The following is a 13,074-nucleotide window of genomic DNA, read 5'->3' as shown; positions in this document are numbered from 1 at the left end:
CTCCTCAACGCTTGCGTGGCGCGATGTGCACCGGCAGTCCGAGTCCGGCCATGGCCGCCTCCATACCGATCTCGCCGAGTGTGGGATGGGCGTGAATGGTGTCGGCCAGCTCGTCGAGCGTGGCTTCCAGCGAGATCGCGAGTGCGCCCTCGGCGATCAGATCGCTGGCGGACGGGCCGATGATGTGCACGCCGAGCACTTCCTGATGCGCTTGCCCCGCAACAATTTTGATGAATCCGTCGGTCTCGCCGAAGGTCTTGGCCCGGCCGAGTGCCGCGAACGGGAACTTGGCGGTGATCACCTTGTGCCCGGCGGCGCAAGCGGCTTCTTCGGTGAGACCGACGCTCGCGATCTCCGGGTGGGTGAACGTCGCGGCCGGGATGACCGAGTAGTCGATATGGGCGTCGTGCCCGGCGATCACCTCGGCCGCGGTGATGCCCTGGTGTGAGGCGACGTGGGCGAGTAGTGCCCGCCCGGTCACGTCGCCGATGGCGTACACGTGCTCGACCCCGGTTCGCAGTCGATCGTCGACTTCGATGAAACCGCGTGCGTCCGTGGCAATTCCGGCCACATCGAGGCCGAGTTCAGCGGTATTGGGTGCTCGCCCGACTCCGACCAGCACCACGTCGGCATCCAGGTCGGCTGCCGCCGGACCGCCGACCGACACCCGCAGTACGTCGCCCTCGGTGATAGCGGTGACCGTAGCGCCGGTCAGGACGGTGATGCCGCGCTTGCGGAACGAGCGCCCGAGCGCGTCGCCGATCTCCTTGTCCTCCAACGGAACCAGGCGATCCTGCATTTCCACGACGGTGACCTGACTGCCGAACGTGGCGAACAGGCTGGCCCATTCCGCCCCGACCGCGCTGCCGCCGATGATGACCAACCGTTGCGGCACCCCGGTCAGCCCGAACGCGCCGTCGGAGGTGACCACGCCGGGCAACCCCGCGCCCGGAATCGGCGGCTGAACCGGCACCGAACCGGTCGCGATGATCACGTCACGCGCGCTCACCCGGCGAATCGCGGTTCCCGCGGCGGCCGCGTACCGGGGGCCGCCGTCGAAGATCGGCGACGCGCCGACCTCGTGCACCTCCACCACGGTCGGCTCGACGAACCGGGCGTGACCCTCGATCACCGTGACCCCGTTGGCCTTCAGCAGACCCGCCACACCGTCGGTCAGTTCTTTGACGATGGAGTCCTTGCGTTGCCGGACCGCGGCGAAGTCGTAGCGCACATTGTCGGCATATACCCCGAATTCAGCTGCGCTGGCCAGGGTTTGGAAGACCTCCGCCGAGCGGAGCATCGCTTTGGTGGGGATACAACCCCAGTTCAGGCATACACCGCCGGGGCGCTCCTTCTCCACAACGCAGACCTTCAGGCCACGTTGCGCGGCGCGGATGGCGGCTACATATCCGCCCGGTCCACCACCGATCACCAGTAGATCGAATTCCGGCACTCGTGGTGCTCCTCAGCTCGACGATCGACCCGTCCACGGTCGTGGCTTGGATCATCTGTCGAGTCTCACTGTCCACAAATGCACAAACAATCTACCGACAGCCCAGAATTATGGGCTCGAAAATGGGCGCAGCGCCCAATCGGCCCTGGCGGTGTGGCACTCAGCCCGGTGTCCGCACGCCCATCTCCAGCGCAGCCAGGGCGAGGGAAAGCTCCAGGTAGGACCGCTGCCCTTCCAGTCGTCGACCCAGCAGGGCGGAGATCCGCTGTAGCCGGTTGATCACGGTGTTGCGATGGCAGTGCAGCCGGGGCGCGGCATTCGCCGCCGAACAGTTCTCCTCCAGCCAGACCGCCAGCGTGCGCAACAAGATCTGGTGCTCCTTCGTCGGCAGTTCCAGCACGGGGCCGAGGGTGCGAGCGACCATCAGTGCGGTCAGGTCGGGCGAGCGCAGCAACAGCGCTTCTGGGTAGCGCTGCTCCAACGACACCAGACCCCGCTCGGTGTCCGGCAAGGTCTCCAAGCCGAGCATCGCCAACGCATGGCCGGTCTCGATCTGCGCCAGTCCCTGCACCACCGGTGACGCCGCCGCTCGACCACGGATCCGATTCCGCACCTGGTCCAGCACCGCGGAACCGTCCCGCTGCTCGAGCGAGACCAGTCCCACCACGGTCTCGACGCGGTCGTGCCAGACCGACCTGATACCCAAGGCCGCCAACGCGGCCTCGGTGCCAATCTCCACGTTCGGGCGCTCTCCCCGCACCGCGACCACCAGGTACCCGCCGTGGGCGGGCACGTTCAGCTCACGCGCGGCACGCGCGGCGAAGGTCGCGTCGCGGGCACTGCCCGCCAGCAGATCCTCGATCAAGCCGTGCCGGCGACGCTCGTCACGACGGACCTGCTCCAATTCGGTGCTGCGATAGGAGGTGACCAGCGCCGACGACATGCCGTCGATAGCCGACCAGGTGGCCACACCGATCTTGCGGACCTCGCCGGGCGGGAGTTCGCCCGCCTTGTCGAGAAGTGCCTCCCACACGATCTGACCGCCGAGCCGGAACGTCCGCAACATCACCTCCAGCGGCACGCCCTGCGCCGCACGATTGCGGCCGATGGCAGCGGCGACATCATCGCGACCGGGGACGGTCACCTCACCGGCCACCAGATCCAGCACCCTGGTCAAATAGCGGCAACACGCGGTGTGCAGGTCATCCCGGCTGACCGGCGAGTAGTCCGTCCACTCCGGGATGTCGGTGAAGATCGCGGCGATCAGCTGCCGAGTGAGCACCGGGATATCGGTGCGGCACGCAGCCACCAACCGCCTCGTACCCGCCGAGATCGGGGTGTGCTTGGTTCTGGCAGCCATAACGCCTGACGCTACGCCCGGGCGCGCCGCTGCTCCCGCACGCTTACCGTGGAGTCGACGTTCGCCCGGCCGCTCGACCGACACCGAAGGAACACCGATGGGATTCCGGTGGGCGATGCTCACCAAGGCCGCGCCCCTGTCCGACGAAGCCACCGGAGTCCTCGCCGATCTCCACGTCACCGTCCTCGTGCCCGGCGATCGGCTACGGCTCCCCACCGGACCCGACAGCCGCCTCGACTCACCGCACTACTGGCATGAATGGCCCCGACAGTCCCATCCGGGCAAGCCATGCCTCGTTCTGCTCCTCCAAGTCGCCAACCTCCTGCTGGTCGGTAGCAGGGCCGGGTGCCACCTGGCACCGATCAACGGTCGGCTCGAGGTCCGGCGCCACCGGTGAACACGTTTCCGAAAGGCCGCGGCGTTCTGTCCGCGAGACAAATTCGAAGGGCAAAATTCTCCGAATGATGCAGTGACACAAGCTATTCGTAGCATCGATACTTGCTCCGACCCGGGTTGCGGGATGGCACCGGCGCCGACCCTACCTGCCCGAGCCGCGGCGGTGGAGATGTCCGTCGCGCCGAAACGGCGACGGAGTGCACGTGCGGTGCCCGCCATGAAATGAGGGACAGTGCGAGTACTCGCGCGGATGGCTGTGGGTCGACCGAAAACCGTGGTCGCGGTGATTGCGCTGGTGCTCGTCCTCGCGGGCGCGGGCGGGGCCTCGCTGCAGCAGCGACTGTCCGGCGGCGGGTTCTGGAACGCGGACGCCGAATCCGCGCGCGCCGCCCGAGTACTGGCGGAGAAGTACACCACCGGAACACCGAACGTCATTGTGCTGGTGGATGTCGCGGCTGCGGCGGGAACCGTCGATACGCCCGCGGTCGCCACCACCGGCCTGCGGCTGACCACCGAGCTGGCCGCGGTGACGGGCGTGCGTTCGGTGAGCTCGTACTGGTCCACCGGATCACCGGAGTTCCTGCGCACTGCCGATCGCGGCAAGGCGCTGGTCGCCGTGGATGTTCCCGGTGACGAGATCGTGGTGGACGCGGTGGTGTCGCGACTGATCGACAGCTACCGGGATCGGGACTACGGCGAGCTCCACCTGCGCCTGGGTGGGGCCGCGGTGAGCTATCACGATGTGACCGAGCAACTCTCACACGACATGAAAGTCAGTGAGGCGGTGACGATTCCGATCCTGCTGGTGCTGCTGGTGTTGGTCTTCGGCAGTCTGGTCGCCGCGGGACTGCCGCTGGTACTCGGCCTGGTCTCGATCATCGGCACGCTCGGAATCCTCCGATTGCTCACCGAGTTCACCCAGGTTTCCAGCTATGCGCTGAATCTGACCACCGTGCTCGGTCTCGGGCTCGGCATCGACTACAGCCTGTTCCTGGTCAGCCGATTCCGGGAGGAACGGCACGGGGGCCGCGACGTGCCGACCGCGGTACGGGTGACGGTGATGACCGCCGGCCGCACCGTGCTCTTCTCCGCCGCGACGATCGTCATCGCGATGCTGGCGATGCTGCTGTTCCCGATGCCGTTCCTGCGTTCCCTGGCCGCGGCCTGCCTGTCGGTGGCACTCTTGGCCGCGCTCGCCACCGTGACGTTGCTGCCGGCTCTGCTGATGCTGTTCGGGCACCGCATCGACGCGCTCGACCTGCGCCGAGGCGTACGGCGGCTGCGTGGCCGACGCGATCCTGCAGCCCACCGGCCCGAAGAGGGGTTCTGGTATCGCGCCGCGCGGCGAGTCACCGCGCGCCCCTGGGTATTCGGTGGTGCCGCGTTGCTGGTGGTGATCTTGCTCGGCGTGCCGTTCGCCGGGTTGAGATTGGGACTGACCGACGATCGGGCCTTGCCCGTGACGGTGGAGAGCCGTCAGGTCGGTGACGTCCTGCGCGCCGAGTTCCCCGCGACCGCGGCGGGCCGGTTCGACGTGATCGTCAACGGGCCGATCACCACGACCGAACTGGCCGAACTGACACAGCGCATACAACACCTCTCCCATGTGCGCCTGGTCCGTAGCCTGCCCGGGCCCGAGGGCGCGCATCTGACGGTGATCCCCGACCTCGACCCGTACTCGCGGGCCGCCGAAACCTTGCTCGACGACATCCGGCGCACGGACTCGCCCGCACCGCTGCTGGTCGGCGGCGCCACGGCCGAGAACGCCGATACCAAATCCGGCTTGGCAGGGCGCCTTCCCCTGGTCGTCGCCCTCATCGTGGCTGCGATGCTGGTGCTGTTGTTCGCGTTCACCGGCAGCGTAGTGATCCCGCTGAAGGCGGTGCTGCTCAACACCTTGAGCTTGTCGGCGACCTTCGGCGCGATGGTCTACATCTTCCAGAACGGGCATCTGAAATGGCTGGTCGGCGATTTCACCGAGACCGGCTATCTGGCCGCCCCGGTGCCGGTACTCGTCTTCTGCTTGGCCTTCGGTCTGTCGATGGACTACGAGGTGTTCCTGTTGTCCCGGATCGCCGAGGAGTACCGGACGCGTGGCGTGACGGCCGACGCGGTCGCCTACGGGCTGGAGCGCACCGGCCGCATCGTCACCGCCGCGGCCGCGCTGATGGCGATTGTCTGTGTGGGACTGGCGTTTTCAGAGGTCGCCTTCACCAAACTGATGGGCGTGGGCTTGACGCTGGCGGTGCTGATGGATGCCACGGTGGTCCGTGGCGTGTTGGTACCCGCCTTCATGCGCCTACTGGGCGCCGCGAATTGGTGGGCACCAGCATTCCTGCGACGAGTCCACCGTCACATCGCGGTGCGTGAGAACTGACTCACCGCCTGCGCGACGGTTTGGTTCCCGATGCAGTTTTTCGGCGTCGTATTCGTTTCACGGAACTAATTATCCGGATAATTCGGCGTCGGGCCGGTCGATTATGCGTGTAAGTGACTTCCGTTACGGCACAACAACATTGGCTATCAAATAGCCCGAATGACACAGTGATAGGAGCGCCTTTTCGGCGCACGGACCACTCGTGAAATCGCCCGATCAGCCGGGCGAAGATCGCCACCGGACGGAATTCGGATCGCAGCAGCGCCGCGCGATCGAGCACATTTCAGCTCTTCACCTCAGGGGTACATCCATGTCCGTTTCCATGCGCTATCCGCTCACCGCCTATCAGCGCGACATCTGGACGATCGTGGAACATTTTCCCGGTCTGCCCAGCTATCTGTCCAGCGTGGTCGCCCGCTTCTCCCTCGCCGTCGATGTCGTCGCGATGGTCGCCGCGATGGAGCGGACCTGGGCACGCAACGACGGCCTTCGGCTGCGGTACCGCGTCCTCGACGGTGTTCCCTACCAGGAACTCTCGACCGACCCGATGCCGCCGGTCCAGGTGATCGACGTCGGCGACGCCCCCGATCCGCGTGCCGAGGCGCAGCGCCAGATCGAGCGGCTCACCGGTTCGGCGATCGACCTCACCGGGGCGGTGCCCTTCCGGGCGCATGTCATCCGCGCCGGTGCAGAGTCTTCCTACCTCGTCTTGACGACCCACCACGTCGCCGCCGACGCGACCGGGCTGTTCCACATCGGCGCCCAAGTCCTCACCGATTACGCCACGACGATGGCGGGGAATCCGATCGAGCTGCCGGGGTCGTCGTTTCTGGGGTGCCTGCCGTTCGAACGTGACTATCGGGCAAGCGATCAGTACCTCCTCGATCGCGACGCTGTGGTCGGTGGGCTGAACGCCATCACCCCCGCCCTGTTCGACCGGCCCCGCACCACCGATGGGCTGGCACCGGTCACGGCCTACGAGTTCACGTTGGATCGCTTGCTGGTCAACCGAATTCGCGATGCCGGCCTGTCGCTGTACCCGTATTTCTGTGCGATGCTCGGCCTCTACCTGTCGCGGACCCTGCGTGCCGAGGAGGTCACCATCGGCATCCCCTTCGGCAATCGCGGCAACCCCACCGAGCAGGCCACCATCGGCCACTTCGCCAACACTCTTCCGCTGCCCATCCGCACAGCAGGCCATCGCACCCTGCGAGAATTGGTGTCCACGGTGAAAGCCGATGTGCGCCGGATGAAGCAGCACGAGCGCTATCCACTCGGCGATCTCATGGGCGAGTTGCGTCGCCTCGGCAACACGGCGAGGCAGCTGTTCGATGTGACGGTCGCCTATCCGCGCCTGCCCTCGGCCGCCGGTTTGATCGACGGGCTCGAGGAGGTGCAGACACCCTCGCAGGGGTACAGCCCACTGGCCATGGCTTGGACGATCTCCGAGATCGATGACGACGGACCGCTGCTGATAAGGCTCGATCACGCCGCCGACATCTTCGATGCCGACTATCCGATCGAGTCCGTCGCCGATCACCTGATCGCGTTGTTGGAGGCCGGGGTCGACGCCATCGACACCGATCCGTCGCTGCTGCCGATGTTATCGGCGCCCGAGCACGACCTGCTGGTCGACCGCGCTCGCGCGACGGCGCGCCCCTACGCGGACCAGACCACCGTCATCGCCCGGATCACGGCCCAGGCCGAGCGCACGCCGGACGCGGTCGCGGTACACACCGCGACCGGAGCCACGATCACCTACCGCGCTCTCACCGACCGTGCCGCCGCCCTGTCCGGTGTGCTCCGCGATTCCGGGGTCGAGGCGGGCGATCTGGTCGCGGTGCTGCTCGAGCGCGGTCCGGACATGCTCGTCGCGATCCTGGCCACCCTGCACGCCGGAGCCGCCTACGTCCCGATCGACCCCGGCTACCCCGCCGACCGGATCGCTTACCTCCTGGCCGACAGCGCCGCCAAGGTGGTGCTGACCGACGCCGAGCTGTCGGGCGGGCCAATCGTGCTGTCACCGAAGAACTGGTCGACCGACACACCGGCGCGGACTCCGGTCCCGACGGGCTCGGACCCGGCCTACGTGATCTACACGTCAGGCTCCACCGGTCGACCTAAAGGTGTTGTGGTCGAGCATCATTCGGTGCTCAATCGCATCGGCTGGATGCAGCGGCAGTATCCGCTCGGCCCCACGGATGTGATCTTGCAGAAGACGCCGTCCTCGTTCGACGTGTCGGTGTGGGAGCTGTTCTGGTGGGCGGTCGAAGGCGCTCAGGTCGCGTTGCTGCGGCCCGGCGGAGAGAAGGATCCCCGCGAACTACTCGCCGCTGTCGCCGACTTCGGTGTCACGGTCATGCATTTCGTGCCGTCGATGCTGACGCCTTTCCTGGATCTGCTGGAGTCGGACCCGACCGCGGTGGACAGGGCCGCCGGTCTGCGGACGGTGTTCTGCAGTGGTGAAGCGCTACTCCCCCATCAGGTCAACCGGTGGAATCGGACTTTCGCCGGACTGGGAGCCACCGCGCCCCGCCTGGTCAACCTGTACGGCCCGACCGAGGCCACCGTGGACGTGTCGTACTACGACTGCCCCGTCGACCCGGCCCAGACGGTGACCCGGGTGCCGATCGGCCGACCGATCGACAACACCCGCCTGTATGTGCTCGGCCCCGCCGACCAGCCCCAGCCGGTGGGCGTCGCGGGCGAATTGTGCATTGCCGGAGCCGGTCTGGCGCGTGGCTACCGCGACCGCCCGGAACTGACGGCGGAGAAGTTCGTCGCCGACCCGTTCCATCCGGGCGAGCGGATGTACCGCACCGGCGATCTGGCTCGCCGCCTCGCCGACGGAGAACTGGAGTACCTGGGCCGCATCGACCGGCAGGTCAAGATCCGCGGGAATCGGGTCGAGCTGGGCGAGGTCGAGAACGCGCTGGCCGCACTGCCCGGCATCACCGCTGCCACGGTCATCGACCGTCAGTTGCCCGAGCGCGCCACCTATCTGGCCGCCTATTGTGTGGCGGCCTCCGCACCGGAGCCCGCCGCGCTGCGTGCGGCCTTGGCGAAGACCCTGCCGGAGTTCATGATTCCCTCGCTGTTCGTTCGGGTCGACGCGATTCCGCTGACCCCGAGCGGGAAGGCCGACCGCGCCGCACTCGCCGCGATCACCGCCGAGAACCCGACCGTCGGGCACACCGCGCCGCGGACACCGGTCGAGGAACAGTTGGCGCTCATCTGGCGCGAGGTGCTCGACCGTGAGTCGGTGTCGGTGTTCGACAACTTCTACGACCTCGGTGGCGACTCGATTCTGCTGCTGCGCGTGCGAGCCAGGGCCGAAGCCAGGGGGCTGGTGATCAGCGCCCGTGACATCGCCGAATGCCCCACCATCGCCGAACTGGCCGAGCGGGCGGGCACCGGCGCTGTCGCCGCCGCGGCCCTCGCGCCGTTCGAACTGGTGGCAGGCATCGACCGGGCCCGCTTACCGCACGTGGTGGACGCCTACCCGTTGACCAGATTGCAGCTCGGCATGCTGTTCCACAGCCGCGAACGTGCCGAATCATCGCTCTACCACGATGTTTTCCGGTATTCGCTGCGGATGCCGTGGGACGAGGCCGCACTGCGCGCCGCACTGAGCCGATCAGTTGCCCGGCACCCGATGCTGCGCACCTCCTTCGAGCTCGCCGGCTACTCCGAGCCACTGCAACTCGTGCACGCCCACCTCGATCCCCCACTGACGATCATCGACCTGCGCACGACCGACGCCGACGAGGCCGGCGCCTTGATCCGCGACCATATCGAGCAACGACGCCTGCGCCGGTACGTCTTCGAGCAGCCAGGCCTTTTCGATCTCGCGGTGTTCCGGCTCGCCGACCGGATCGAACTGGTGCTCTCGTTCCACCACGCCATCCTCGACGGCTGGAGTGTGGCCACCTTGATCTCGGAACTGCTGGCGGACTATCGGGGCGCGGGCACGTTTCCCACCGAACTCCCTTCCTTCGCCGAATACGTTCGTGCCGAGCGTGATTCGCTGGAGGATCCGGCCGACCGGGAATACTGGGCAAGGGAACTGGAGGGCGCGGAATCGGTCCGCGTCCCCGGATCGCGTCCCCACGTTCCCGTCGATGCGACGCCTCCCGTGGGTCCGCCGCAGGCGCGTGTTTCGGTGTCGGTTCCGGTCGGCGCCGATCTGCTGGCCCGCGCCGACGAAGTGGCCGCCGCCGCGCATATCCCGGTCAAGGCAGTCCTGCTGGCCGCGCACCTGTGCACCGTCGGCCTGCTGTCCGGTCGCACGGATGTGACCACCGGCGTCGTCACCCACGGGCGGCCCGAGCGCATCGATGCCGAGCGCATGGCCGGGCTGTTCCTGAACACGATGCCACTGCGGCTGGACTTCACCGGCCGCAGCGGGCGCGAGGTGCTGACAGGCGTCTTCGTGCGCGAGCGCAACAGCGCACAGCACAAGCGGTTCCCGCTCACCGACATCCAGCGTGAGGTGGGCGTCGTCCTCGACACCGCGTTCAACTACGTGCACTTCCATGCCGCGGGCGCGGCCATGGACGCGCTGGACGTGACTCTGCTCGGCATCGACATTCGCGAGGACACCAATTTCGCCCTGCTGGTCAACGCCATCCGCAACCCGCTCGACGGAACGATGGCGCTGCGCGTCGACGGCGACCCCGCGTCCTATACCCGCGATCAACTGGTCGGCGTCGGCGAGACCTACCTGCGGGTCCTCGACCTGCTCACCGGCGATCCCTCGGCCACGGTGGACTTCGGCTCGCTCGGCGCTGCCCCGCAAGCACTGGTCGCCGCGCCCGCACCCGGCACGGTGATCGAGCTGTTCGATGCCTGCGCGGCCCGCACACCTGAGGCGGTCGCCGTCGAATTCTGCGGCTGGACAATGACTTACGCGGAATTGTTGTCGGTTGCCAACCGCATCGCGGCGAGCCTGGTGGCGCGCGGGGCACGCCGGGGCGACCGCATCGCGATGGCACTGGACCGATCGCCCGAACAGATCGCGACGGTGCTCGGCATCGCCAAGGCGGGCGCGGCCTGCGTACCGCTCGATGTCAGCTATCCGCCCTCGCGTCTGAACGCGATGCTCGAACAGGCGCAGCCGTTCGCGGTGATCACCGGTGCGGGCCACGAAACTCTGGTGCCACCACGGTATTCGCGACTCACCGTCGACGAACTGATCGCTCCGGGCGTCACCGTCGCGCTGCCGACGGGCGATCCCGACGCCACCGCGTATGTGTTGTTCACCTCCGGCTCCACCGGGACCCCGAAGGGCGTGGCCATGCCGCATCGCGGGCTGGCCAATCTGATCCGCTGGCAGCTCTCGACCGCCAGCGGCTCTCTGCCCGCACCGGCGACAACACAATTCGCCCCGTTGTCGTTCGATGTGTCGTTCCAGGAAATCTATTCGACGCTGTGTGGCGGGGGCCGCCTCATCCTGCTGAGCGAGGAGCAACGCCGCGATCTGCCCGCGCTGGCGCGACTACTGGCGAGCACCGGCGCCGAACGGATCTTCCTGCCCTACGTGGCCTTGCAGCAGCTGGCCGAGGCCGCGATCCGGCTCGGCACGGCACCGGCCGGGCTGCGGGTGATCATCTCCTCCGGCGAGCAGCTGCGCGTCACCGACGAGATCCGGGCGCTGTGCGCGGCAGGCACCGGGGTGCTGCTGGAGAACCAGTACGGTCCCACCGAAACCCATGTCGCCACCCGGTACACCATGACCGGCGACCCGGCGCTGTTCCCGGCGCTGCCACCGATCGGCACCGCCATCGACGGGGTGGAGATCCTCGTCCTCGACGACCGGCTGCGCCCGGTACCCGACAACGTGCCCGGCGAGATCTATCTCGGTGGTGCCGCACTCGCCGACGGCTACGAGCACCGGCCCGATCTCACCGAGGCGGCCTTCGTGCCACACCCGTTCGCGCCGGGCAATCGGCTCTATCGCACCGGCGATATCGGCCGCAGGTTGCCCAGCGGTGCGGTGATCAGCGACGGCCGGCGCGGCGGCCAGGTCAAGATTCGCGGGCATCGGGTGGAGCCGATGGAGGTAGAGCTGGCGCTGCACCGCGTCACCGCGGAATTGCCCGAGGTCAGCGAGGTCGCCGTAGTGGCGCACACCGCCGCGGGGACTTCCAGCGCGCAGACGCTGCTGGTGGCCTTCCTGGTCGGCTCCCGTGGCGATGTCGACGAGTCGGAGATCGCTGCCGCACTGCGGGAATGGTTGCCGGACTACATGATTCCCAGTCGACTGGTCTGGCTCGACGCGATGCCGCTGACACCGAGCGGCAAGCGCGCCGACGCCGTCCTGGCCGGCATGGCACTGCCCGCCGCTGCTTCGGCGGGTCGGGTTCGCCCGCGCACACCCGCCGAATCGGGGCTGGCCGCACTGATGGCCGAAGCGCTCGGCCTGCCCGAGATCGGCGTGCACGACGACTTCTTCGCTCTCGGAGGTACCTCCCTCACCGCGATGCGGTTGATCGTGTCCATCGAACAGCGCTACGGAGTGTCCCTGCCGGTTTCCACCCTGGCCACCGGCCCCACCGTGGCCGCGCTGGCCGCGCAGCTCGACGAACGGGCCGAGGTGGGTTTCGATCCGCTGGTGCCCCTGCGACCGGGTACCGGGACGCCGCTGTTCCTCGTGCACCCGATCGGCGGAAATGTGCTCTGCTACCTCGAATTGAGCAGATACCTGCCCGATGACCAGCCGCTGTACGGCCTCCAGGCCGCGGGTCTGGAGACAGGAAGCACCCCGGCCGAGTCCATCTCGGAGATGGCGAGCAACTACATCGCCGCGCTGCGCCGAGTCCAACCGGCGGGGCCCTACCATCTGGGCGGCTGGTCACTGGGCGGGATGGTCGCCTTCGACATGGCCCGCCAACTGGCCGAGGCCGGTCACGAGGTGGGCACGCTGGCCCTCATCGACACCATGACCGTGCGCCACGGCGACGGCATGCCGGTACCCGAGCACGCGCTCTACGAGTTCTTCCTGTGGGAATTGCTGTGGCTGGCGCGCGGCGCCGACACCGCCGTGATCGAGATCCCGCAGGAGCTCGACACCGACGATGCCATCTTCGATTTCATCCTCGCCACCGCCGTGGAAGCGGGCGTGCTACCGCCGACCGGATCCCGTGCGCTGGTCCGGCGATTGTTCGAGGTGTTCGTGGCAGGGTGGCGAGCGATCGACGCCTACCGGCCGCAGGCCTACGACGGCGACATCACCCTGCTGCGCGCCGCGGAGCCGCTGCCGCAGGTGCTTCGTCCCGCCCACGACCGGGCGGGCACCCTGCATCGCGATCCCACCAACGGCTGGGACGCCTACGCGACAGGCCATCTCGAGGTGATCGAGGTGCCGGGTGACCACTTGACGTTGATCCAGTCCCCCCATGTCGCCGAGGTAGCCGCCCGACTCACTCGATTGCTCGAACAAGCGGCGGCGACCGCATCATGACCTTCTCGAATCCCGCTACACAGCAA

General features: G+C 67.7%; 5 protein-coding genes. 3 read left to right on the top strand and 2 right to left on the bottom strand.

Annotated features, from left to right (window positions below):
• Positions 1–4: 4 nt before the first annotated feature.
• Both lpdA and IBJ82_RS19420 read right to left on the bottom strand, forming a co-directional pair.
• On the bottom strand, positions 5–1,453 hold the full coding sequence (lpdA, locus tag IBJ82_RS19425; RefSeq protein WP_194827375.1) for a dihydrolipoyl dehydrogenase: 1,449 nt from the start codon (positions 1,451–1,453) through the stop codon (positions 5–7).
• 160 nt (positions 1,454–1,613) lie between these two features.
• Entirely contained in the window at positions 1,614–2,813 is a 1,200-nt protein-coding gene (locus IBJ82_RS19420; RefSeq protein WP_194827374.1) for a CdaR family transcriptional regulator, read from the bottom strand.
• A gap of 97 nt (positions 2,814–2,910) precedes the next feature.
• On the opposite strand from IBJ82_RS19420, the gene IBJ82_RS19415 reads away from it, so the two are divergent.
• The 3 genes from IBJ82_RS19415 to IBJ82_RS19405 all read left to right on the top strand — a co-directional run bounded on the left by IBJ82_RS19415 (position 2,911) and on the right by IBJ82_RS19405 (position 13,048).
• Positions 2,911–3,210 (top strand): hypothetical protein, encoded by a 300-nt coding sequence (locus IBJ82_RS19415; protein ID WP_194827373.1) that lies wholly within the window; start codon positions 2,911–2,913, stop codon positions 3,208–3,210.
• A gap of 231 nt (positions 3,211–3,441) precedes the next feature.
• Positions 3,442–5,586, top strand: a complete 2,145-nt coding sequence (locus IBJ82_RS19410) for an MMPL family transporter (protein WP_194827372.1) — start codon at positions 3,442–3,444, stop codon at positions 5,584–5,586.
• 310 nt (positions 5,587–5,896) lie between these two features.
• The gene (locus IBJ82_RS19405; RefSeq protein ID WP_194827371.1) at positions 5,897–13,048 is read left to right on the top strand and encodes a non-ribosomal peptide synthetase; all 7,152 of its coding nucleotides are present in this window, start codon (positions 5,897–5,899) and stop codon (positions 13,046–13,048) included.
• The last annotated feature ends 26 nt before the right edge of the window (positions 13,049–13,074 follow it).

The sequence above is a fragment of the Nocardia sp. XZ_19_231 genome (assembly GCF_015355705.1).
Taxonomy (GTDB): domain Bacteria; phylum Actinomycetota; class Actinomycetes; order Mycobacteriales; family Mycobacteriaceae; genus Nocardia; species Nocardia salmonicida.
Note: the sequence above shows the minus strand (reverse complement) of the source record. Positions and strands in the feature narration are given on the sequence as shown.